This is a genomic window from Anoxybacillus andreesenii (genome assembly GCF_030813005.1).
Taxonomy (GTDB): domain Bacteria; phylum Bacillota; class Bacilli; order Bacillales; family Cytobacillaceae; genus Robertmurraya; species Robertmurraya andreesenii.
In genome coordinates, this window is the sequence record NZ_JAUSTU010000010.1 from 41,265 (window position 1) to 63,745 (window position 22,481).

Below are 22,481 nucleotides of genomic sequence, written 5' to 3' on the forward strand. Positions count from 1 at the left end.
ACATTAAAGCTCCTTCCGCATCATGTCGTTCGGATAAACCGGATGATTCACCTTAAATTGAACAATTTGGAGTGGATGACGGGCCGCATCAAGTTCATTGCCATCTTCATCCCAAATTTTCTCAATGACATGTGTGAAATTGGAAATTTTCGGACCAAAAAACTCAACCTCCTGACCAGGCTTGAAATGGTTGCGCTGTTGGAGTGTCACCATCTTTGTTTCTTCATCGTAATCTAATACTAAGCCGGCAAAGTCGAATTTTGTCTTCTTACTATGATTGCCAAACATTTGCTCTTTATAGCCTGGAATACCCTCAAAAAACGCCGGTGCAGTGTCACGGTTTGCACACTTATCCAGTTCCTCTAACCACTCTTGCTTAATTTGAAAGTTCTCCGGGTCGGCACAATAAGCGTCAATTACTTTGCGATAGACACTAACGACTGTAGCTATATAATGGATGGACTTCATCCGTCCTTCGATTTTTAAGCTATCAATTCCTAGCTCAATCATGCGAGGAATGGATTCGATTAGCTTCAAATCCTTCGGGCTCATTGCGAATGGAGCATCCCCCTCTGAGAAAAGAGAAACCTCATCATCACCCTCAAGCTTAAATAAGTCATAGTCCCAACGACAGGATTGACAGCAGCCCCCACGGTTGGAATCTCGGGCAGTCATATGGTTACTCAAGGTACAACGTCCAGAATAGGCAATACACATGGCCCCATGGATAAAGGTCTCTATTTCAATATCCACCTTTTCCTTCATTTCTCTTATTTCCTCCGCACTGGTTTCACGGGCAAGCACGACCCGTTCTAGACCTTCTTCCTTCCAGAACTCTACGGCCTTCCAATTGGATAGAGATTGCTGGGTACTTAAGTGCACTTCAATTTCGGGAGCAAGTCTGCGACAGGTTTCAATGATCAGGGGATCCGCCACAATAATCCCATGGATTCCCGCTTCCTTTAGACCAAGAATATAATCCTCAAGACCGTCAATATTCTCATTATGGGCAAAAATATTGGTTGTCACATAAATCTTTGCACCATACTGCTTCGCAAATTCGACGCCTTCTTTCATTTCAGCAAATGTAAAGTTATCAGCATTCGAGCGTAATCCGTACTCTTGTCCACCAATAAAAACAGCATCTGCACCATACTGAACAGCAATTTTTAATTTTTCCAGATTCCCCGCTGGAGCAAGTAGTTCTGGTTTTTTCACAATCACACGTTTTCCATCGACAATTTTTGAAATACGATCCTGCATTGTTGTTGTCATCAGTGAACCTCCTTTATTTCTTGATTCTGCAAAATTTTGTTGTAGCTCCATATTCCGCCTTACGCGTATGGGCTCACTAAGTTGCTCGTACCGAGCAAAACACGTTCACTCCATACACATAAGGCTAGTAAACTGTTTCTTTAAAGAAGAACCCAGTATCCAGCTGACGATTGGCTGGTTGAATTTTTTCAATTTCCTGCAATAATTCATCTTTTTCATCTTCATAGCGATCTGGATCTGTTACACATAAATCAATCGCTTTTCGATAGAGCTTTGTAACCGTCTCAATATATTCAGGTGATTTAAGAATCCCATCAATCTTAAAGCAATCGATCCCCGCCTCTAGAAAATCCTGCAGCTCGTCTATCATACAAATATCATTCGGGCTCATGATATGAGTCCCATTGGAATCTTCAAAGATTGGATACTTATTGTTTCGCTCCTTATCATGGAGAAACATATTTTTATTCTGTTTGCGATTCTCCACCTCTAGTACCTTGCCTTGATATTCAAAATAATTTCCTAGAAGCGAGCGCTTGGATTGGAACATGGCCGACATCCCGTGTACTTGGATTTCAATTTCCACTTCAGCGTGCTCTTTGATCTCAACAACCGCATCCATGCTAATCTCTCTAGCCAACACGGCACGCTTAGCGCCTTTTCTACCCCAATAGTTACAATGATACCAGTTAGTTGCCGTCGTTTCTGTGCTCCAGTGCAGCTTGAGATCAGGTACGACCTCCTTCGCAATCATTAATACGGCAGGATCACCAAAAATAACGGCATCTGCATTGACCTCCTGAACAAACTTTAAGTAATCATAAAGTTCTTCGATCTTTTCATTATGAAAAATCGCATTCACTGCCACATAGACCTTTCTGCCTTTGGAATGGGCAAGCCCGATTGCCTCTCTTACCTCATCTCTCGAAAATTCCCCTGCAAGTCTTAATCCATAACGTTCTTCTCCAACCACAAATGCATCTGCACCTGCATTGCATAAAGGAATAATATCTTCAACCTTTGTAGGTGTTACTAACAATTCTGGTTTATTCACATTTGTCACCTCTTTTTACTTATTGCCACTCCATCTCCAACAGGTAAAATCACTGTTTGATAATCGGGATGACCCATCAACCAGTGATTATATTCATCAATCTTCCTTACGAGACTCCTGATGCGTCTGTTGTCAATTTCAGGCTCACACACAAGCCCTTTAAATAATACATTATCTGTGATAATGAGACCATGATCTGATAGGTACTTAGAATAAATCTCAAAAAAGCGTTTATATTGTCCTTTGGCTGCATCAATAAAAATTGCATCAAATGGAGCAAAGCCCTCCACTAAATCAACTACCTCAAGGGCATCCCCTTTAATAAGGTGGATTTGGGTCGACTTATCAGCTATTTGAATATATTTTTCTGCTGTTGTATACCGCTCGACATCTCTTTCAATCGTAACGATCTGACAATTCGGTAATGCATCAGCCATTCTTAAGGCAGAATAGCCAATGGCCGTTCCAACCTCTAGAATCGATTTCGGGTCTTGAATGCGCAGGATTTGGAGCATGGCCTCTATCCCGGTTTTTTCCATAATAGGAACATTATTTTCAGTTGCATCCATTTCCATACGCCTGAAGAGCTCCGACCTCGCTGGAATCAACCTTTCAATATAGTCCTCTATACCGCCGTTCATTTCGTTCACCTCATGATTTATTTCAAAAAGGTGTTCACCAATTTGACTATTTTAGCACAAAAAATCGGGGAGTGCGAATTAAAATCATTCCCCGAATTAACAATTATTGGATGTGCTCCGCTTTCTTTTGATTATGCTCCTCTAATGTTTTCGAAAAGAGCACCTCTCCAGATGACGTGGCAAGGAAATACATGTAATTTGTTTCAGCTGGATGCAGGGCAGCTTCAATGGACGAGATGCCTGCATTAGCAATTGGTCCTGGAGTTAATCCTTTATTTTTGTAAGTATTGTACGGATCGTTAATCTCCAAATCCTTGTATAAAACCTTCTCCTTATGCTTTCCTTGCGCATAAAGAACGGTTGGATCTGTTTGCAAAGGCATTCCAGCATCGATACGGTTATAAAATACACTGGCAATTTGGTCTCTTTGCACCTGCTCAGTTGCCTCTTCCTCAATCAATGAAGCCATCGTCAGAAGCTTATGCGCAGTAAACTCCCTCTCCACCATCGGACCCGAATATTCCTCGATGACTTTCTCCGTCTTATCGAGCATAACTGACACGATTTCTTCTATGGATGGATTCTCCTTATAAAATGGATAGGTTGCCGGGAATAAATACCCCTCAAGTGGAAACTTTATCTCAGGATTTAGGATTTCATCCGTTAACAGATTTGGGTATTTCTCAATAAGCTGCTGGATGAATTCCTTATTATTTAATTGGGTTAAGACCTCATTCGCATTATGTTTGGTTTTTTCAGCAATAATTGTAGCGATTTCTTTTAATTGCTTTCCTTCTGGAATGGTAATCTTAAAGACAACCTCCTCCATGATTTTCCCTGTTTTGAGACTCTCAATAATTTCAGGGAATGTCATAGCAGGGGTCAAGGCATATTCACCAGCCATAAATCCAGATTCATTCCTGAGCTTAACATAATATTTAAAAACCTTCGCATTTTTAATAATCCCGTTATCCTCCAAAATTTGCGCAATCCCTGAAACGGAAGATCCAATAGGAATTTCTATCTTTTTTTCTGTTTTGTTTTTAGGATCAACAGGCTTTAAAGCACTGTTTATATAGAAATATCCACCTGCGATTGTACCACCAAGAACCAGTAGTAAAATAAGCGAAGCAATCAAAACAATTTTGCGAACAATTTTCGCTTCTGCCTGTCGCTCCATCATTTTCTCACGCATGTATTCCTTTTTGGAATGTTTATCCTCCTGCGACATCATATTCCCCCGATCAACAAAAGTAGGGAATTTCCTACTTTGCTACATTCATCCTGACCATTATACTATATTTTCACATGAAAATCGCAAATTCTATCGAAAAAAGGAAAAGAGACTGACATCTGCCAGCCTCTTCTTCGTTTTTTATTCGTCGTCCTCTTCCTCAAGGAATGTATTAAGCATTTCCTCAATTAAGTCCCATTCCTCATCCGTTTCAATTGGCTGCAGGTCCCCATCCTTATTGTCTTCAGATGGAATGAAGGCAGATGCGTGGATTTCTATATCTTCGTCATCTGTATCATCCTCACCAATTGGATAGTAAAGCACGTAGGATTTTCCAAATTCCTCTGAATCAAATGTGAAAAGAATCTCACATAGCTGCTCATTTCCTTCTTCATCAATAACTGTAATATGGTTATCACCGTGATTCATTTCTTCACCTCATAGTATTTGACTACTTTCATAAGTGAAAGAGTCTTTATTTTTGACTATCCAAATAGCCTTGCAAAATCATGACTGCTGCCATTTTATCGATTACTTTCTTTCTTTTTTTTCGGCTCATATCCGCTTCAAGAAGGACTCTCTCGGCAGCCATCGTCGTCAAACGCTCATCCCAATAGATCACCGGCAACCCGAATTTCCTCTCTAGTTCACGTCCATAAAATTGGCTTGCCTCTCCTCTTGGTCCAATGGTGCCGTTCATATTCTTGGGTAATCCAACCACTACCTTGTCAACATCGTATTGCCTAATTATCTCTCCAATTTGCTCAAAACCATATTTCTTTTCATCTTCATTGATATGAATGGTATTTAAGCCCTGGGCAGTCCATCCCAGTTCATCACTTAGAGCGACCCCAACTGTCTTCGAGCCGACATCAAGTCCCATTATTCTCATACATTAAGAGCCCTCTCGCCTTTGTTTTAAATAGGATTTTACTAGTTCCTCAATGATTTCATCTCGCTCAAGCTTGCGGATAATATTTCTTGCATCCCGATGACGCGGTATATAAGCAGGATCACCAGAAAGTAGGTAACCAACAATTTGATTTATTGGGTTGTACCCTTTTTCTTGAAGAGCCTCATACACCTCAAAAAGAACTTCATTCACATCATGTTCAAAAGGCTCTTCCGGAAAACTAAATCTCATTGTTTTATCAAATGAGCTCATGATTTGCACCTCGCTTCTTCATTCACACGCGAATCAAAAGTAAAAGGCTGTTAAAACTTGCCTCTTAGTTACCTACATTTTACACTACTTTGTCCCAATATCAAACGATTTCACATATTCTTCGACATATCCAAGGGCCTCATCTAGCTTGTTCGGATCCTTACCACCGGCTTGGGCCATGTCGGGACGTCCACCACCCCCACCACCGCAGCGAGTAGCTACTTCTTTAACGAGTTTTCCAGCATGGTAGCCTTTATCAATCAAATCCTTTGTCACAGCCGCAATAATGTTCACTTTGTCATCATGCACACTGCCGAGAACAAGGATTGCTGAGCCAAGCTTTTGCTTTAGATCATCCGCCATATTTCGTAGATTGCTCATGTCAACGCCTTGAATCTTGGCTGATAAGACATTGACACCTGCTATATTTTTAGCATTTTCGATTAAGCTCCCCGCTTCAATATTGCCCAATTTTGCGGCAAGAGATTCATTTTCGCGCTGCAATTGTTTGATTTCCGCTTGAAGGAGGTCTACACGGTTCGCTACTTCCTTCGGACTGGTTTTAAGCTTTGAAGCTGCTTCTTTCAATATGCCAATTTGTTCATTCATTTGTAGGTAAGCCGCTTCCCCTGTCACCGCTTCAATACGGCGGGTACCCGCTCCAATACCACTTTCAGACACGATTTTAAAGAGGCCAATTACCGATGTATTAGGTACATGGCAGCCCCCGCAAAGCTCCAGGCTATAATCTCCAACCTGAACAACACGAACGATTTTACCATATTTTTCACCAAAAAGAGCCATGGCACCCATCGACTTTGCTTCGTCAATATCCTTAAAGTCAATATTAACGGCTAGGCCACGCCATATTTTCTCATTGACAATCGCTTCAATTTGCTCCAGCTCTTCAGCTTTCACTTGACCAAAATGGGAGAAGTCAAAGCGAAGGCGGTCGCCCTCTACCAGTGACCCAGCTTGGTTAACATGGCTTCCAAGCACATCCTTCAGGGCTTGGTGCAATAGGTGTGTCGCAGTATGATTTTTAATGATACGGCTGCGATTTTGTTCATCAATCGTTGCTACCACTTGAACATCCTTCTTAAGCGTTCCTTCTACTACAATCGCACGGTGCAGGTTCTGACCATTTGGTGCTTTTTGAACGTCCTTGATCTCTACCTTCACACCATCTGCTTCTAATGTACCCTGATCGGCAATTTGTCCTCCGCTTTCTGCATAAAAAGGCGTTTCATCTAAGATAAGCTGTACCTCATCACCGGTATGTGCTTCTTCCGCATATTGGCCATTTTTTACAATGGCAAGGACGATTGATGTCGTTTGCAGCTTATCATAACCGACAAACTTGCTTTCTACTTTAATTTCTCCAAGGACCCCGCCTTGTACCTGCATGGAATCGACATCCTGTCTTGCCGCTCTAGCTCTTTCCCTCTGAGCTTCCATTTCCTTTTCAAAGCCCTCATGGTCTACCTTAAGTCCTTCTTCCTCTGCGTATTCCTCAGTTAATTCCACAGGGAAGCCGTAAGTGTCGTAAAGACGGAAGATATCCTTCCCTTGAATCGTGTCGCTGCCCGCTTCTTTCTCCTTCTTGATAACAGAAGCGAGAATATTTAAGCCTTCATGAAGTGTTTCATGGAAGCGCTCCTCTTCATTCTTTATAACCTTTTCGATAAAATCTGCTTTATCTTTTACCTCTGGATAGAAATCATGCATAATTTCTCCAACAACTGGTACGAGCTCATACATAAATGGACGATTAATGTTAATTTGCTTTGCGTAGCGAACAGCACGACGGAGCAAACGACGGAGCACATAGCCACGACCTTCATTGGAAGGAAGAGCTCCATCTCCAACCGCAAAAGCAACGGTACGAATATGGTCGGCAATGACCTTGAAGGCTACATCGGTTTCTGTGCTGCTGCCATATTTGACGCCGGATATTTCTTCGGTCGCACGAATGATCGGCATAAACAGGTCCGTATCAAAGTTTGTCGGCACATCCTGCAGGACAGAGGCCATCCGTTCTAAGCCCATTCCGGTATCAATATTTTTCTTTGGCAGCGGAGTATAGGTGCCGTCTGGATTATGGTTGAATTCAGAAAACACAAGATTCCATACTTCTAAATAGCGATCATTTTCTCCCCCTGGATAGAGCTCAGGGTCCTCAGGATCGTTGCCATATTTTTCACCACGGTCGTAGAAAATTTCTGTATTTGGTCCACTTGGTCCCTCACCAATATCCCAGAAGTTGCCTTCAAGGCGAATAATTCGTTCTTCAGGAATACCAATTTTTTTGCTCCAAAGCTCAAACGCTTCTTCATCCTCGGGATGAATCGTAACGGATAAGCGCTCCGGATCAAATCCAATCCATTTCTCATCAGTTAGGAATTCCCAAGCCCATTCAATCGCTTCTTCCTTGAAATATTCACCGATGGAAAAGTTCCCGAGCATTTCAAAAAAAGTATGGTGCCGGGCTGTTTTTCCAACGTTCTCAATATCATTTGTACGGATGGATTTTTGCGCATTCGTGATACGTGGATTATCTGGAATCACACGTCCATCAAAGTATTTTTTGAGCGTTGCCACCCCAGAGTTGATCCATAATAGGGAAGGGTCATCATGGGGAACAAGGGACGCACTTGGCTCAATCGAATGTCCTTTTCCCTTAAAAAACTCAAGATATTTGCGGCGAATCTCAGATCCAGTCAGTTTTTTCATTGCTTTTTTCCTCCTTAATACTTTATTAAAAAACAAAAAAGCCCCATCCCCATACAGGGACGAGACTTGTCTCGCGGTACCACCCTGATTACGAATGAAAGGCTCATTCATCTCTCAAGACCTTTAACGCAAGGTTTACGGCAGGGATTAGCTGCATTCAGGAATAGCTTTCTGTTACCCTTCATCTAGAATTTCTTTCAGCCACGGAAATTCCTCTCTTTAAATGGTCTGTAACATACTTCATCCTTCAACATGTTTCAAATATACATTTTCCTATATAGTCGAATTATAGCGATTTAAAATTAGGTTTGTCAATGCTCTGAGACTCCATCCTTCATCTGTCTTGAACGAATCAAATGATTGCGGGCATGTAGGATGCTCACCTTGACAATGGCAAGGATGGGTACAGCGACGATCAAGCCAAATACGCCTCCCATCTCTCCACCTGCTAAAAGAGCGAGCATGATCATCAATGGATGCATGTGTAGACTTTTTCCCACAATTAAAGGAGATAAAATATTCCCCTCTGCAAACTGCAAAACTAAAATGATGACGATTGACGTGATCACCATCTTGATAGAGATGGTAATCGCAATAATCACCGTAGGAAAGAGGGCAATGATTGGCCCAAAATACGGGATGATATTGGTGGCCCCAACGATGAATCCAAGAAGCAGTGGATACTTCATATCAAATAACCAGAAAAGAAGTGCGGCAATCGAGCCGAGAGCAGCTCCAACAAGTAGCTGACCGCGAATATATCCTCCGAGGGATTTATCCACATCCCGTAAAAACTGGATGCCACCCGACCTCCATTTTCTTGGTGTCAAATACCAGATTGCCCTTTTGATTGAGTCAATATCCTTCAGCATGTAGAAAGTGATGAATGGGATAAGAGCAATGATAAGAATAGAATTCAGAATACCCAGAAGGAAATCGACCACCTTCGTTAAAAACTGGTTTAACGCTTCCTCTGCTGCATCAATACCCTCGTCTATTTTCTCTTGAAATCCCTCAGGCCATGCGGACGTATGCTCCTGAATGGTTGTCACCCAAACTCGATATTGACTTGTGAAATGTGGAGCATTTTCTACCAAATCTCTCAGTTGCATAATAAAGGCGGGGATCCCTTTATATAGCGCAAAGCCAACTCCCCCGAAAAAGAGTAGGTAAATGATTAAAATAGCCGCCCATCTCGGGAGAAAATTCTCATGTAATTTTTCAACGATGGGATGAAGCAAATAAGTGATAAATCCTGAAATGATAAAGGGAGATAAGACGATTAGAATGGTTTGAAGGAGCGGAAGCCATATGGGCTTGAGCTTTAGGAAAACATAAATGACGATAAAGACCAAAAGAAGAAATCCAAATCGATAATACCATTTTAGACGAATATCCATACCCGACCTCCAAATAGAAAAAGCACAAGTGTCTTCGGAATTAATGGGTTAAGAGCTTTTTCTGGGACTCATACAGCCCAATTCCTTACCTCTCTGTCCAGATTCATCGTTTTTCAGGACTGAAATTGCTCATTTCCTTACTTTCGAGTCCCGATTCTTGCTTATTTGAGACTCGCATTACCTCTTTTCACCCTTTTCAGTCTCGAATAGCACCTTATCGGGACTCAATTTACCTATTTCCACCCATTTGAGTCTCGATTAGTACCTATTCGGGACCCAAATACCGCTTTCTCAGACGGTCGAGTCCCGATTTACGCTTATTTGCGACTCAATTTACCTATTTCCAACCAGTTGTGTTTAGATTCAAATCTATTTTCAACTTCACGCTACTACAACTACTACAAAAACACAGATTGCACAGCAAACCCCCTTTTTAAAAGGGGGTCACAAATTAGAAGAGCGCTTTGGAAATCTTATTTTGCATTTTTTTCATATTTCGACGAGACATCATATTATTTTTTTGGACCAAGTTGTACGCAGCTATACCAGCTCCGATCGCTACGACAGATGTTAACATCTTTTTCATAATGCGTCTCACCTCGGGTTTATATTTTTACAAATTATTTAAAGGATATACCGGCGCTGCTCTTCATCAAAGAGATCATCTAAGGAACTTAAGGAACCATCCTCCTCAACTTGATGAGTGTTGATCATTCCCTGGGAGAGAGAAAGCTCGATGAAGCAATTCCAGCAATAGTATTGATTGATCCCAATCTTCCCGATATCTTTGCTTTGACAGTTAGGACAATTGAACATTGGAAAAGACCCCTTACCGTTTTTTAGTGATTTATACTAACGATGATGGCATCTTTCCCAATCGTTGGCGGTTCATTTGTTTTGATGATCCGTTTCCCCTCTGTGATGTCAGCAAAGAAGCCATCCGAACATTCATACCCTACAATTGTTCCCAGCTCCTCATGAAAATATACATCATTTAAGAGCCCAAGATGTTCTCCTTCGCTTGACAACAACGGCTTCCCAATCAGCTTCTCCTTCCCCTCAAACATTTGATACATATCGCTTTGTAGCGGCTTTGCAATGGATGCGGTTTCCAGCATCACTCCGTCGATTCCAAAAGCAGATACATCCTCTACACGAATAAATGAGCTTTTTTTCAGGATAGCTCCATTTCGGAGAATGAGCCCTTGCACCCTGCCACAATCAGACAAGCAAAGATCAAATACTTCACCCAATTTCTCACCTGTATCTTTCACATATACAGGGAGACCCTTCAGCAATGAAAATGTCCGCAAAGAGCGTTCCCACCTTTCCGAACACCCTTAGTTTCTGCATAATACAAGGATTCATTAGAGAAAGGTTTACCAGCTAATTATTTTTATCGCTGCGTTTCTGATTTGCGATATATTCATTTCTTTCCCCGCCGTCCGACAATTCTTCCGAATACCCATACCCTGTATCTGATGGCACTAAATTAGAATTCTTAATTTGTTCGTTTGACAAATTAAGATTAGGTGCAGCTTCATGGTTGAGCTTACTCATTGGATCACCTCCACCCTTATTTTTTGTGAATTGATTTTAGAGATACAAAAAAAAGAGTACCAAAATTGGCACTCCTGATTATTTTTCCAAGAAATCATAGGGTGTTATGTTCTCCATTCCAATTAACGGATCGATATCTAGCATATTTTCCTCGTATAAGAAGGGTTTACTTTCCTTTGATTCGAGCTGTTGAGGAGACTCCCCTTCCTTAGCTATCGCTTCCCTTAATTTTGATTGAAGCGTCGTCAGTCTGTTTTGCTCATCTGCTTTTGCTACGGCCATTCGTAATGCCTCTTCCTCCCCACATAAAATGAGAGAGCTTTTGGCCCGGGTAATCGCTGTGTAGATTAAATTTCTTCGCAGCATCCTGTAATAGCTTTTTACTATCGGCAGGATGACAATGGGAAATTCACTCCCCTGTGATTTATGGACCGAGCAGCAATAGGCATGGGTAATTTGATTCAAATCCTGACGCATATAGGTGGCTTCAATGCCCTCAAAGGAAACAACGATCATGTCCTCTTTCTCGGTGTTTTCCTTTGCATAAAAAATGGATACAATCTCCCCGATATCTCCGTTATAAACATTGTTTTCCGGCTGATTAACGAGCTGCAGGACCTTGTCTCCAATTCGGTATTTCACGTCGCCAAATTTGAGCTCCTTGCGGGTTCCACTTTCATTGCTGTTAAAGATCTCTTGAACAATTTCATTGAGTCGGTCAATCCCAGCCGGCCCCTTATACATCGGAGCAAGTACCTGAATATCCTTAGAGGTATATCCCTTTTTCTTGGCATTTTCGGTAACCTTCTCAACCACTTCGCTAATCTGCGCCGTCGTACACCTAATAAATGAACGATCATTTTGCGGTTTTGTTAAATTATCGGGAAGCTGTCCGCTTTTGATGTGGTGGGCAAGCTCAATGATCGAGGAGCCATTCTCCTGCCGATAAATATCGGTGAGTTTCACAGTCGGAATACGTTCTGAGGCAAGTAAATCCTTAAGCACTTGCCCAGGTCCCACCGATGGCAATTGATCCTCATCACCCACCAGAATCACTTGAATATGCTCTGGCAATGCTTTAAATAATTGATGAGCAAGCCAAATATCAAGCATCGAGGTTTCATCAACGATCAAAATTTTTCCTTCAAGAGGATTGTCTTCATCTCTACTGAAGCCCTCTACGCCATTCCATCCAAGAAGGCGATGAATCGTGACAGCTGGGAGCCCAGTAGATTCACTCATTCTTTTCGCCGCCCTTCCTGTTGGCGCCGCTAGTAAAAAAGGAAAGGGCTCTTCTCTTTTGTAATCCTTTGGATCCAATGAGCAGCCATGCAATTCACCATAGAGCTCCACAATACCTTTTATTACCGTTGTTTTTCCTGTTCCAGGTCCACCGGTCAGAATAAGCATAGGGGACATGAGCGCAGTTTGAATGGCCTCCCTCTGAGTTGGAGCGTACTGAACCTTCAGTCTTTCCTCCAATGCTCCTAAGGCGAGTAGAAATTCGGACTCTGGAAATTGTTCATCATATTCTGTTTGCTCGAGCAAGCGTTTAATATTCGTGACGAGACCTTTTTCGGAAAAATATAAGGAAGGCAAATAGATGCGTTTCTCTTCAATGATGATTTTTCCTTCCTCTTCAAGCTTAATGAGCTCGTTTGAAATATCGGTATACTCAATGGAATCCCTTTTGTTTTCCTCGAGGAGCCTTTTGACGTTAATCAAAAGCTCTTTGGCCGGAAGATAGACATGGCCTGCCTGCATACACTGCGCATCTAGGACAAACAAGCAGGCTGCCTTTATTCGGTCAGGATGGTTCCCTGAAATCCCCATTTGAAAACCTAATTCATCCGCCCGAGTAAAGCCAATTCCCTCCACATCCTCGACAAGTCTGTAAGGATTCTTCTGGATGATCTCAATCGTTTGTTCCTTGTATATTTGGTATATTTTCATCGAGATTTGCGGACCAAACCCAAATTGATTAAGAGCAATCATGGCTTGTTCTAAGCCTTGATTGGCCAGGAGTGTATCATACAAGTCTTTTGCCTTTTCGGGAGGAAGCTTTGGTACCGAATCCAATAATGAGGGCTGGCTTAATATTCGAGAAATGGCATTCTCCCCTAGAGTCTCGACAATTTTCTCTGCTGTCTTTTTCCCGATTCCTTTAAAAAGCTCCCCAGATAGATATGCAATCACACCCTGCTTCGTTTGGGGCAGCTCCTTGCGAAAATGCTCAGCATGAAATTGCACGCCAAATTTCGGATGCTCCTTCATTTGCCCGTAGAAGGTATAGGTCTCTTGATCATGTACTCTCGGAAAATAGCCTGTAATAACAGCTTCCTTCTCGTCGTAGGATTCATTTGTTTCTTCCACTCTAATTCTTAGAACGGTATATAAATTTTGCTCATTGTGAAAAATCGTCACGAGATGCTTTCCCTTTATGTATTTTGCCTCTTCATTAAAAAGATCAAGCTTTTCCTGCTCTGCCAAAGTCCTTCCTCCTTTCGTAATATTTTTTTATGTTAATCGTCTACTGATCCGTTCCCTTTTCCATTAGCTTTTTTCCGTAGCCAGCTAGCATATGATCGGGCTGAATTTGTAAAGCCTTCTCGAACATTGCGAGTGCCTGTTCACCGTTTTCTTGATAGCCATAGGCTACACCCAAATTATAAAAGGCATCTGCATGGTTTTCATCGAGCTTGATGCACGCTTGGAATTGTTCCATCGCAGCATCGATCAGCTCCAAGCCTGCCAAACAGAGCCCATATTGAAAATGCGCCTCTGGATCATTTTCGTTCAATTCGACACTTCTTTGTAGATAAGGAAGGGCTAAGCGTGGCTGTTCGAGCTGAGCCAGTGTCAATCCGAGCATAAAATAATTATCGCTTGAATCCAAGCCCTTTTGAAGTGCTTTTTCGAACATATTCTTGGCTGCTTCTAGATTCTCATTTTCAAAATAGAGATTCCCAGCACTATAATAAGCGGCTGCCGCATTTTCATCGAGTTGCATGGCTTTTTCAAAGAAGCTTAATGCCTTTTCATTTTCCCCTACAGCTGCCAGTACATTGCCAAAATTAATATAGGAAACAGCATCCTTTGGATTCTCTTCAATCGCTTCCATAAAAATTTTCGCTGCTTCCTCCCATTTTCCCTCTTGCATATATTTGATTCCCTGTTGATTCTTGTCCATATCTTCACGCTCCTAATGATAAGGGCTTTTATTTTTGGCTATGTTGATTTTCAGTGTTGATACAGCCATATGTGCATGGGTGAATGGGTTTTGCTCGGACGAGCAACGTAGTGAACCTATGCACATATGGCGGTATAAAGATCAACATCAAAATTTAACTGCGCCTATTTTTTATAAAAAGTATAGCATAATTTCGCCATAGGAAAACCTCGATTCTGTTGGAATCGAGGTCTACCCTACATATGTTAATCGCTTTCCATCCCGATACACTTCATCAATTGTTCCCCCACCAAGACATTCATCTCCATTGTAGAAAACAACTGCTTGTCCAGGGGTCACGGCACGAATCGGTTCATGGAAGATGACCTTTGCTTTGCCATCCTCCAATAGATGAACGGTCACCTTATTATCAGGCTGACGATAGCGAAACTTTGCAGTGCAATCAAAGGTTTCTGGTTTTTCTTTGTTTGAAACCCAGCTTACATTTACCGCTGTGATGGAATCCGAATAAAGCATGTCATTATGGAAATTCTGTCCAACATAGAGAACATTTCGCTCGAGGTCCTTGCCAATGACAAACCATGGATCCCCTGCACCACCGATTCCAAGCCCATGACGTTGGCCAATCGTATAATACATCAGACCATCATGCTTACCCATAACTTCCCCATCAAAGGTCTCCATGTTACCTGGCTGAGCAGGAAGATAATTGCTCAGGAATTCTTTGAAATTTCGCTCCCCAATGAAACAAATCCCTGTGCTGTCTTTTTTTGTGGCAGTCGCAAGATTCGCTTCCTTCGCAATTTCTCGAACCTTGGATTTCTCAATATCCCCGATTGGAAACATCACTTTTTCTAGCTGATCCTGGGTTAGTTGGTTCAAGAAATAGGTTTGATCCTTATTCTCATCCACCCCACGGAGCATTTTCACCTCTCCATCCCGCTCTTCGACTCTTGCGTAATGGCCCGTGGCAAGGTAATCGGCTCCAAGACTGACGGCATGCTCGAGAAAAGCCTTAAATTTAATTTCTTTATTGCACATCACATCTGGATTTGGTGTACGTCCCGCCTTATATTCATCAAGGAAATAGGTAAAGACCTTATCCCAGTATTGCTTTTCGAAATTCACCGCGTAATAGGGAATCCCGATTTGATTGCAGACACGAATGACGTCATCATAATCCTCTGTTGCTGTACAAACGCCATTTTCATCTGTGTCGTCCCAGTTTTTCATGAAGATACCGATGACATCATAGCCCTGCTGCTTCAAGAGCAAAGCCGCCACCGATGAATCCACTCCACCGCTCATACCAACGACCACTCTTGTATCTTTCGGATCCTTCTTCATTTCCTCACCTCACTTGCTGTAGATCATCTATTTGTTAACCGTTTCACAATTTTCGCCGTTGATTCAGCAACCTTTTCGATTTGTTCCTCTGTATTGCCTAGTCCGAAGCTAAAGCGAATTGAATTTCTGATACGGTCGGATTCATGGCCAAACATAGCAACCAGTACATGTGAAGGCTCGATGCTCCCGGCAGTACATGCAGAACCGCTTGAAGCGGCAATTCCTGCAAGGTCCAAGTTGACAAGCATCGCCTCAACATCTGTACCTGGGAAGCTTAAGTTTAAAACATGAGGCAGTGATTTTTCAAGTGATCCGTTCGGCGAAAAATTGATTTCAGCTTTCTTCAAGGAACTGAGTATGATTTCTTTATAATGGTTATAACGGTTTGCCTTCTGCTCTCTCTCCACAATGGCAATTTTTACCGCCTCTTCAAAGCCAGTAATAGCAGCAACATTTTCAGTTCCCGCTCGTCTTTTTCGTTCTTGCTCTCCTCCAAAAATAAGTGGAGCAAGCTTGACCCCTTTTTTGGCAAAAAGGAAGCCAATCCCCTTTGGCCCATTTATTTTATGTGCTGACACACTTAAAAGGTCAATATTCAATGCTTTCACATCGATATCAATTAGTCCAAAGGCTTGAACGGCATCGGTGTGAAAAACAGCAGAATGATTTTTCAAAAGCTCACCGATTTCTTTAATTGGCTGAAGCGTCCCTACTTCATTATTCCCAAACATGATCGTCACAAGGATCGTATCATCACGTAACGCATCGGCCACTGCTTGGACGGATACACAGCCCTGTTCATCCACAGGTAAATACGTAATGTCATAACCTTTTTTCTCAAGCTGTTCACAGGTATGAAGAACGGCATGATGTTCAATTTGTGTTGTGATGATATGCCTTCCATTCTTTTGGTTAGCTTCTGCCACACCCAAAATGGCGTAGTTGTCAGCCTCTGTTCCACCGCTTGTAAAAATGATCTCATTTGCTTCTGCCCCGATTGCTTTAGCAAGGGTGTTTCTCGCTTCATCAACAAGATGTCTCGCCTCGCGCCCAAATGCATGAATGCTCGACGGATTTCCAAAAGCCGCTTGCATCGTACTCGTAATTCTTTCAATCACCCTTGGATCCATAGGTGATGTGGCTGCATGATCGACATAAATTCGTTCCAAAGTTTGTTCACCTACCTCAAATATAAAACATATAGGCATCTGTTTCTCCATCATCGCGATGGTTTGCCAGATCCTCTAGTGTTGTATTCTCCAATACATTTTTAACAGCATCACGAATCCGAATCCATAGCTCCCTTTTGGCAGGCTCTTCATCTTCGATCCCTTCAACAGGTGTAATCGGCCCTTCAAGGACACGAATAATATCACCTGAAGTAATCTTCGATGGTTCATCTGCCAAAACATAGCCGCCGTAGGCACCGCGAATGCTTTTTACTAGACCCGCATTCCGTAGAGGGGCAATCAGCTGCTCCAAATAATGCTCAGACAGATCATTTGCCTGGGCGATTGCCTTCAATGAAACGGGGCCCTCTCCATACTTCTTCGCTAACTCAATCATGATCGTTAAACCATATCGACCTTTAGTTGAAATTTTCATACCCTTGCACCTCGATTTGTGTCTTGTTCTATTCCTTTATCCTCTCGTTTTAGCTTTCGCAGCCATCCATCTGTGAACCGCTGACATTGAGGAAGACATATCCCAGCGATTGGTCCAATCATCAGGCTTATTAATATTGTCCCCCAAAAAACAGGGCCACCTAACTGCCAGCCAACAATAAGAACGAGAACCTCCATAAATACTCTGACATTTCGGATCTTCCATTTTGTTTTTTCTGTCAAAGCAATCATTAGACTATCACGTGGTCCGGCTCCAAATTGAGCAGAAATATATAATCCCATTCCATATCCGTTTAAAAGGAGTCCTGCGGCAAACATAACTGCCTTCCCGCCAAATCCTTCCGGCGTTTGCAGAAATGGCAGAAGAAAATACATATCGATAAAAAGGCCGATTAGGACCATATTTAGAAATGCGCCGATTTGCGGAAACCCTTGTGAAATAAACGACGCAATTGTTAAGATAACCACCCCTACAATTATCGACCAAGTTCCAATGGTTAAACCAAATTGATAGTATAAACCAACATGAAGCACATCCCATGGGGTTGCACCCAAATCAGCTTTGATTAAAAGGACAAGTCCTAATGACATAACAAGCAGTCCAAGAATGTAAATCACGAATCTTGGTCCAACCTGACCTTTGCTCTGAATCCCCATCGCTGCGTCTCCATTTCCCCTACATGATTTTTCTCCCATATGAATTTTATCAAAATCCTGATTAATTTGATAGGCTTTTGCTATTATTGCCTAACCATGCTTTCTATTAGTTGGAAAACGATGCAAATCCCTTCATCATTTGGTATCGTAAAGGTACTGGAAACTTAATGGCTGGCACTCGAGCCATTCAATAGCCTATTGTTAATGGAGAGAAGGATTATGAACGTTAAACCACTTGCTTATCGTATGAGACCACGAACAATCGATGAAATCATTGGACAAAGCCATCTTGTTGGTGAAGGAAAAATTATTTACAGAATGGTGAAGGCAAAACAACTGTCATCAATGATTTTGTATGGACCACCAGGAATTGGAAAGACCTCTATCGCCAGTGCGATTGCAGGAAGCACTAAGCTTGCTTTCAGAATGCTGAATGCAGTGACGAATAATAAGAAGGATCTAGAAATTGTGGCCGCAGAAGCGAAAATGTCAGGAAGTGTCATTCTCTTGCTTGATGAGGTCCATCGCCTTGATAAGGGAAAACAGGATTTTCTTCTTCCTCACCTAGAGAATGGTTCCATCGTTTTGATCGGGGCAACCACAAGCAACCCTTACCATGCGATAAATCCTGCGATTCGGAGCCGCTGCCAAATTTTTGAACTTAAGCCCCTCGAGCCGGAAGAGATTATGGAAGCACTAAGAAGGGCGATTTCCGATAAGGAAAGAGGACTTGGAAACTATTCAATTCGAATAACAGATGACGCTCTCTTGCATTTCGCCACCGCTTCCAACGGCGATGTGAGAAGCTCTTTGAACGCCCTAGAGCTCGCAGTTATCTCTACGGAAAAGGATGAAGAGGGCATCGTCCAAATAGACCTTGGAATTGCCGAAGAATGCATGCAAAAGAAGAGCTTTTCTCATGACAAGGATGGAGATGGTCATTATGACGTTCTCTCCGCTTTCCAGAAATCGATTCGAGGCAGTGATGTCAATGCTGCTCTCCATTATTTAGGTCGTCTTATCGAGGCGGGAGATTTGGTGAGTATCGGCAGAAGACTGGTTGTCATCGCCTACGAGGACATTGGACTAGCCAGTCCTCAAGCTGGGCCAAGAACACTCGCAGCGGTAGAAGCGGCAGAGAGGATTGGTTTTCCTGAAGCGCGAATCCCACTGGCTAATGCAGTCATTGAGCTCTGCTTATCACCGAAATCAAATTCAGCGATTATGGCCATCGATGAAGCGATCGCTGATATTCGTAAGGGCATTAGCGGTGAGGTCCCAGACCATTTGAAGGACGCCCATTACAAGGGTGCCAAGGAGCTCGGTCGCGGGATCGAATACTTATATCCCCATAATTATGAAAACGGTTGGATCAAACAGCAGTATCTTCCCGATCGGATTAAGAACAAAATGTACTATGAACCAAAAAAGACAGGAAAATTCGAGCAGGCATTGGCGATTGTCTATGAAAGACTCATGAAAAGTTAATGAAGGAAGCAAAAAACCGCAGGATGATCTGCGGTTTTTTGCTTGGACGGATTTGCCGATATTTGCGATAAAATCAGTTTATTTGCGGTATTTCCATTTTATTTGCGGAAATTCATTTTTATTTGCGACAAATCGAATATATTAGTGAAACCCCATTTACGCTGCAACATCACGCTTTTTGAAGACAATATGCGCAAGCAGCTGGAACAAGACGAAATAAATTACGAGCATGATGACCGAAAAAGGTAAAGTCATGCCTTCCACAAGGGGATAGCCCTCAAAATACTGAGTTAGGTCTGTGTTTGCAAATAGGATGTACTTAGCCCAGTCATATTTCATCGCCACTAAGGATGTCAATTGGCTTCCTGTAAACATCAGGAAGAGCGAGATTCCAATTGCGAGTGAGCTGCTTCTGAACACAGCTGAAATCATAAAGGCCATTGTCGCAAGCATGAACATACTGATCGAATTTAACCCGTAGGAAATCAGTAGATGAACGAACATGCTTTGTTCTGTTACCGTCCCCTCATGATAATTTAAATATGGAGTAGCTGTTTCAGGTCCACCGAATAAAGCAAATCCGAGTACGGATGAATAACCGAAGCAAATTCCTAATACTGCTAGTGCGAACAGAAGCACCGATAAATATTTTGCTACTAATATTTTTCCTCTTGTAATCGGTCGGATTAAGAGGAGCTTGATCGTGCCCCAATTAAATTCACTCGCCACAATTCCCGCAGCAATGATTATCGTAAACATCCCAGCAAAATCGATAATCGGAAGAGCATCCGTTACAAATTCCCAAATCGAATAATCGCCGTTTGGAGAAAGATCATGCTCAATTCGATACTCATTCAAAGCGATCTCCTGCTTGAAATAATTAATTTGTTCCTCCGAAACCTGGCCTTTTAACTCCTCAATTTGTTTATTTAGACTTGCGTTCTCCATTTGGAGTCCCTTTTTCCAGTCTGAATTATCAGGAACAGTCCCACCAGCCTCCTGGTATTTGATAAATCCACCAATAACGGAAACCATGACTACTAAAAGCCCAATCATTACGTAGGTCCCCGGCCTTTTAAAAATCTTCATTAACTCATTTTGAATAAGTCTAAGCATGTACAACACCTTCCTTACTATTGGTTACTTCTAGGAATCTGTCTTCTAGTGTTTTGTGTTTTTCTTGAATTCCATAAAGAAGAATATCCTCTTTCACTAAATGTTTGACAATTAATGGTACCTCTTCCTTCACAGCCGATACCAGTATCCCTACTTCAGTTTGCTGTACCTGTAACTGTGGCAAGGCTTCCTGAATGACAGCCTTCGCCCTTTCACTTGCATCCACTTCAAACTCAAAAATAATCTCTTCTCCATTGACGAAATCATTGACGAGCTGAACATCGATAAGCTTTCCTTGCTGAATAATCCCGATCCGATCGCACATCATTTCCATTTCGGATAAGAGATGACTTGAAACAATAACAGCCATATTTCTTTCCCTTGCAAGCATGCGAATATGATCCCTGATTTCTCGTATTCCTGCCGGATCCAGCCCATTTGTAGGTTCGTCTAAAATCAAGACATCTGGATCATGCAGCAGGCATTGTGCGAGGCCCAGACGCTGTCTCATTCCAAGAGAATAGGTCTTGACTTTGTCCTTTATCCGACTGGTTAGCCCAACTAGCTCGACCACTTCATCGATTTTTTCCTTCGTAACCCCCTTTGACATCCTCGCAAAATGAAGGAGATTGTCATAGCCGCTTAGGAATTTATACATTTCAGGATTTTCGACAATCGCACCAATATGACGGACTGCTTTTTCAAAATCAGTCTTGATGCTGCTTCCCGCAATTTTAATGTCTCCTTCCGATATTCCCATAAGGCCAACGATCATTCGAATCGTTGTTGTTTTCCCCGCTCCATTTGGACCAAGAAAACCAAAAACCTCGCCTTTATACACATCAAAGCTAATTCCATCAATAATCGTTTTTCCCTTAATCCTTTTCGTAACTTCTTGAATTTCAATAATTTTTTCCATCATAGACTCTCCCTTAAGGTTCAAAGATTTGTTTCATCCACTCTAAAATCGATAAGCCTTTTGTCTCCCGAAGTTCCTCGACATTTTCGATGGCGAGAATACGACCGTCTTGAATGGCAATGACATCGTCTAAAAGCATTTCAATTTCGTCAATTTCATGGGTCGCAATTACAACCGTTTGCTTCTCAAAATCAATATAGGATAGCAATCCTTTGACAATAGACGCCCTTACCATAGGATCAAGTCCTGAAAAGGGTTCATCTAACAATAGAATGGGGGTATTTCTGGCTAATGAAATCACAAGTTTTAGTCTGCCACGATTTCCTTTAGACAGCTGCTTTAGTTTTTTCTTCCGATCCAGCTTCATAAAGTCGAGTAACTCCTCAGCCCTCGTTCGATCAAAATCAGCAAATTGGGAAGCCGAATATTTGAGCATATCATTCACGGTAAAGGAGGGGTAAAAGAAATCTAATTCAGACAGGTATGCAACATCTGCGGCTGTCTTTCGGTCCGCCTTTTTACCATTGATGATTACGTTTCCACTAGTTGGAAATACAAGGCCTGCCATCATCTTTAAAGTGGTGGATTTTCCACTTCCGTTCGGTCCGAGTAATCCATAGATTTTTCCCTTCTCTAAAGAAAAAGTCGAATCCTCTAACGCAAAATCACGACCGTACTTTTTTGTGACATGTTCGAAGGCAATCATCTAGATCTCCTCCTCTTCCACATATTTCTTGAGACCTGACAGCATCTCTTCCTTCGAGAAACCTAGATCGATCATGTTATTGACAAACCCTTTAATCAAATCCCTTTGCAACTTCACCTTCAGCTCAACAATCCTATCATTGGCTTCTGTCACAAATGTTCCTTGCCCGCGCCTCGTTTCCACGATTTCCATCCTCTCCAATTCACTATAGGTTCTTTGAATCGTATTTGGATTCACCCCTGATTGAATGGCCATCTCCCGTACGGATGGGAGCTTTTCCCCTGACTTGATATCACCTCTAACAATTTGCTGACATATCTTATCGACAATCTGCATGTAGATTGGTTTCGATGCCTGGAATTCTTCCATTC

24 protein-coding genes and 1 other annotated feature are annotated in these 22,481 nt (G+C 42.2%); of the genes, 1 reads left to right on the forward strand and 23 read right to left on the reverse strand.

Annotated features, from left to right (window positions below):
• Positions 1 to 3 precede the first annotated feature (3 nt).
• The 19 genes from J2S07_RS11625 to J2S07_RS11715 all read right to left on the reverse strand — a co-directional run bounded on the left by J2S07_RS11625 (position 4) and on the right by J2S07_RS11715 (position 17,881).
• Positions 4 to 1,275: a peptidase U32 family protein gene (locus J2S07_RS11625; RefSeq protein WP_307150573.1), complete on the reverse strand. Its 1,272-nt coding sequence runs from the start codon at positions 1,273 to 1,275 to the stop codon at positions 4 to 6.
• A 124-nt stretch (positions 1,276 to 1,399) separates the two neighbouring features.
• The gene (locus J2S07_RS11630; RefSeq protein WP_307150574.1) at positions 1,400 to 2,329 is read right to left on the reverse strand and encodes a peptidase U32 family protein; all 930 of its coding nucleotides are present in this window, start codon (positions 2,327 to 2,329) and stop codon (positions 1,400 to 1,402) included.
• Between the two features lie 5 nt (positions 2,330 to 2,334).
• Entirely contained in the window at positions 2,335 to 2,970 is a 636-nt protein-coding gene (locus J2S07_RS11635) for an O-methyltransferase (RefSeq protein ID WP_307150575.1), read from the reverse strand.
• Positions 2,971 to 3,073: 103 nt separating this feature from the next.
• Positions 3,074 to 4,201 carry an endolytic transglycosylase MltG gene (gene mltG, locus J2S07_RS11640; RefSeq protein WP_307150576.1) on the reverse strand — a complete coding sequence of 376 codons (1,128 nt, stop codon included), beginning with the start codon at positions 4,199 to 4,201 and terminating at the stop codon, positions 3,074 to 3,076.
• A gap of 144 nt (positions 4,202 to 4,345) precedes the next feature.
• Entirely contained in the window at positions 4,346 to 4,633 is a 288-nt protein-coding gene (locus J2S07_RS11645; RefSeq protein ID WP_307150577.1) for a DUF1292 domain-containing protein, read from the reverse strand.
• Positions 4,634 to 4,679: 46 nt separating this feature from the next.
• Entirely contained in the window at positions 4,680 to 5,096 is a 417-nt protein-coding gene (gene ruvX, locus J2S07_RS11650; protein WP_307150578.1) for a Holliday junction resolvase RuvX, read from the reverse strand.
• Positions 5,097 to 5,099: 3 nt separating this feature from the next.
• On the reverse strand, positions 5,100 to 5,369 hold the full coding sequence (locus tag J2S07_RS11655) for an IreB family regulatory phosphoprotein (RefSeq protein ID WP_307150579.1): 270 nt from the start codon (positions 5,367 to 5,369) through the stop codon (positions 5,100 to 5,102).
• Between the two features lie 84 nt (positions 5,370 to 5,453).
• The gene (gene alaS, locus J2S07_RS11660; RefSeq protein ID WP_307150580.1) at positions 5,454 to 8,102 is read right to left on the reverse strand and encodes an alanine--tRNA ligase; all 2,649 of its coding nucleotides are present in this window, start codon (positions 8,100 to 8,102) and stop codon (positions 5,454 to 5,456) included.
• Positions 8,103 to 8,154: 52 nt separating this feature from the next.
• Positions 8,155 to 8,362 (reverse strand) — a binding site (T-box leader).
• Positions 8,363 to 8,413: 51 nt separating this feature from the next.
• Positions 8,414 to 9,502 carry an AI-2E family transporter gene (locus tag J2S07_RS11665; RefSeq protein WP_307150581.1) on the reverse strand — a complete coding sequence of 363 codons (1,089 nt, stop codon included), beginning with the start codon at positions 9,500 to 9,502 and terminating at the stop codon, positions 8,414 to 8,416.
• 451 nt (positions 9,503 to 9,953) lie between these two features.
• A complete protein-coding gene (locus tag J2S07_RS11670; protein WP_307150582.1) occupies positions 9,954 to 10,088 on the reverse strand; it encodes a YrzQ family protein in 135 nt (44 codons plus the stop codon).
• Between the two features lie 38 nt (positions 10,089 to 10,126).
• The gene (locus tag J2S07_RS11675) at positions 10,127 to 10,318 is read right to left on the reverse strand and encodes a YrzR-like zinc ribbon domain (RefSeq protein WP_307150583.1); all 192 of its coding nucleotides are present in this window, start codon (positions 10,316 to 10,318) and stop codon (positions 10,127 to 10,129) included.
• 23 nt (positions 10,319 to 10,341) lie between these two features.
• Entirely contained in the window at positions 10,342 to 10,815 is a 474-nt protein-coding gene (locus J2S07_RS11680) for a PRC-barrel domain-containing protein (RefSeq protein ID WP_307150584.1), read from the reverse strand.
• Positions 10,816 to 10,888: 73 nt separating this feature from the next.
• Positions 10,889 to 11,062, reverse strand: a complete 174-nt coding sequence (locus J2S07_RS11685; protein ID WP_307150585.1) for a hypothetical protein — start codon at positions 11,060 to 11,062, stop codon at positions 10,889 to 10,891.
• 78 nt (positions 11,063 to 11,140) lie between these two features.
• Positions 11,141 to 13,552: an SF1B family DNA helicase RecD2 gene (recD2, locus tag J2S07_RS11690; protein WP_307150586.1), complete on the reverse strand. Its 2,412-nt coding sequence runs from the start codon at positions 13,550 to 13,552 to the stop codon at positions 11,141 to 11,143.
• A 40-nt stretch (positions 13,553 to 13,592) separates the two neighbouring features.
• Entirely contained in the window at positions 13,593 to 14,252 is a 660-nt protein-coding gene (locus J2S07_RS11695) for a tetratricopeptide repeat protein (RefSeq protein ID WP_307150587.1), read from the reverse strand.
• A 231-nt stretch (positions 14,253 to 14,483) separates the two neighbouring features.
• A complete protein-coding gene (gene mnmA, locus J2S07_RS11700) occupies positions 14,484 to 15,599 on the reverse strand; it encodes a tRNA 2-thiouridine(34) synthase MnmA (RefSeq protein WP_307150588.1) in 1,116 nt (371 codons plus the stop codon).
• Positions 15,600 to 15,622: 23 nt separating this feature from the next.
• Positions 15,623 to 16,768: a cysteine desulfurase family protein gene (locus J2S07_RS11705; protein WP_307150589.1), complete on the reverse strand. Its 1,146-nt coding sequence runs from the start codon at positions 16,766 to 16,768 to the stop codon at positions 15,623 to 15,625.
• A gap of 16 nt (positions 16,769 to 16,784) precedes the next feature.
• Positions 16,785 to 17,204, reverse strand: a complete 420-nt coding sequence (cymR, locus tag J2S07_RS11710) for a cysteine metabolism transcriptional regulator CymR (RefSeq protein WP_307150590.1) — start codon at positions 17,202 to 17,204, stop codon at positions 16,785 to 16,787.
• Complete coding sequence (locus J2S07_RS11715) at positions 17,201 to 17,881, reverse strand: YczE/YyaS/YitT family protein (RefSeq protein WP_307150591.1); 681 nt, start codon at positions 17,879 to 17,881, stop codon at positions 17,201 to 17,203. The genes cymR and J2S07_RS11715 overlap by 4 nt, the downstream gene beginning before the upstream one ends.
• A gap of 219 nt (positions 17,882 to 18,100) precedes the next feature.
• Between J2S07_RS11715 and J2S07_RS11720 the strand changes: the two genes are divergently transcribed.
• Positions 18,101 to 19,369: a replication-associated recombination protein A gene (locus J2S07_RS11720; RefSeq protein ID WP_307150592.1), complete on the forward strand. Its 1,269-nt coding sequence runs from the start codon at positions 18,101 to 18,103 to the stop codon at positions 19,367 to 19,369.
• Between the two features lie 156 nt (positions 19,370 to 19,525).
• Here the strand turns inward: J2S07_RS11720 and J2S07_RS11725 are convergent, their stop codons facing one another.
• Genes J2S07_RS11725 through J2S07_RS11740 form a run of 4 tightly spaced genes read right to left on the reverse strand, consistent with a single transcriptional unit; the run spans position 19,526 to position 22,479 of the window.
• Entirely contained in the window at positions 19,526 to 20,485 is a 960-nt protein-coding gene (locus J2S07_RS11725; RefSeq protein WP_307150593.1) for an ABC transporter permease, read from the reverse strand.
• Positions 20,478 to 21,404: an ABC transporter ATP-binding protein gene (locus J2S07_RS11730; protein ID WP_307150594.1), complete on the reverse strand. Its 927-nt coding sequence runs from the start codon at positions 21,402 to 21,404 to the stop codon at positions 20,478 to 20,480. Before J2S07_RS11730 ends, J2S07_RS11725 begins: the two co-directional genes overlap by 8 nt.
• A gap of 13 nt (positions 21,405 to 21,417) precedes the next feature.
• A complete protein-coding gene (locus J2S07_RS11735; RefSeq protein ID WP_307150595.1) occupies positions 21,418 to 22,110 on the reverse strand; it encodes an ABC transporter ATP-binding protein in 693 nt (230 codons plus the stop codon).
• Entirely contained in the window at positions 22,111 to 22,479 is a 369-nt protein-coding gene (locus tag J2S07_RS11740; RefSeq protein WP_307150596.1) for a GntR family transcriptional regulator, read from the reverse strand. It abuts the gene before it with no gap.
• Positions 22,480 to 22,481 lie beyond the last annotated feature (2 nt).

What these genes read in the sequence shown, in the direction of transcription:
- J2S07_RS11675 (WP_307150583.1), bottom strand. Translation starts at nt 10,318, where the DNA reads ATGTTCAATTGTCCTAACTGTCAAAGCAAAGATATCGGGAAGATTGGG.
- J2S07_RS11635 (WP_307150575.1), bottom strand. Translation starts at nt 2,970, where the DNA reads ATGAACGGCGGTATAGAGGACTATATTGAAAGGTTGATTCCAGCGAGG.
- J2S07_RS11720 (WP_307150592.1), top strand. Translation starts at nt 18,101, where the DNA reads ATGAACGTTAAACCACTTGCTTATCGTATGAGACCACGAACAATCGAT.
- J2S07_RS11670 (WP_307150582.1), bottom strand. Translation starts at nt 10,088, where the DNA reads ATGAAAAAGATGTTAACATCTGTCGTAGCGATCGGAGCTGGTATAGCT.
- J2S07_RS11740 (WP_307150596.1), bottom strand. Translation starts at nt 22,479, where the DNA reads ATGGAAGAATTCCAGGCATCGAAACCAATCTACATGCAGATTGTCGAT.
- J2S07_RS11735 (WP_307150595.1), bottom strand. Translation starts at nt 22,110, where the DNA reads ATGATTGCCTTCGAACATGTCACAAAAAAGTACGGTCGTGATTTTGCG.
- J2S07_RS11685 (WP_307150585.1), bottom strand. Translation starts at nt 11,062, where the DNA reads ATGAGTAAGCTCAACCATGAAGCTGCACCTAATCTTAATTTGTCAAAC.
- J2S07_RS11645 (WP_307150577.1), bottom strand. Translation starts at nt 4,633, where the DNA reads ATGAATCACGGTGATAACCATATTACAGTTATTGATGAAGAAGGAAAT.
- alaS (WP_307150580.1), bottom strand. Translation starts at nt 8,102, where the DNA reads ATGAAAAAACTGACTGGATCTGAGATTCGCCGCAAATATCTTGAGTTT.
- cymR (WP_307150590.1), bottom strand. Translation starts at nt 17,204, where the DNA reads ATGAAAATTTCAACTAAAGGTCGATATGGTTTAACGATCATGATTGAG.
- mltG (WP_307150576.1), bottom strand. Translation starts at nt 4,201, where the DNA reads ATGTCGCAGGAGGATAAACATTCCAAAAAGGAATACATGCGTGAGAAA.
- J2S07_RS11695 (WP_307150587.1), bottom strand. Translation starts at nt 14,252, where the DNA reads ATGGACAAGAATCAACAGGGAATCAAATATATGCAAGAGGGAAAATGG.
- J2S07_RS11625 (WP_307150573.1), bottom strand. Translation starts at nt 1,275, where the DNA reads ATGACAACAACAATGCAGGATCGTATTTCAAAAATTGTCGATGGAAAA.
- J2S07_RS11665 (WP_307150581.1), bottom strand. Translation starts at nt 9,502, where the DNA reads ATGGATATTCGTCTAAAATGGTATTATCGATTTGGATTTCTTCTTTTG.
- J2S07_RS11715 (WP_307150591.1), bottom strand. Translation starts at nt 17,881, where the DNA reads ATGGGGATTCAGAGCAAAGGTCAGGTTGGACCAAGATTCGTGATTTAC.
- mnmA (WP_307150588.1), bottom strand. Translation starts at nt 15,599, where the DNA reads ATGAAGAAGGATCCGAAAGATACAAGAGTGGTCGTTGGTATGAGCGGT.
- ruvX (WP_307150578.1), bottom strand. Translation starts at nt 5,096, where the DNA reads ATGAGAATAATGGGACTTGATGTCGGCTCGAAGACAGTTGGGGTCGCT.
- J2S07_RS11730 (WP_307150594.1), bottom strand. Translation starts at nt 21,404, where the DNA reads ATGGAAAAAATTATTGAAATTCAAGAAGTTACGAAAAGGATTAAGGGA.
- J2S07_RS11725 (WP_307150593.1), bottom strand. Translation starts at nt 20,485, where the DNA reads ATGCTTAGACTTATTCAAAATGAGTTAATGAAGATTTTTAAAAGGCCG.
- J2S07_RS11655 (WP_307150579.1), bottom strand. Translation starts at nt 5,369, where the DNA reads ATGAGCTCATTTGATAAAACAATGAGATTTAGTTTTCCGGAAGAGCCT.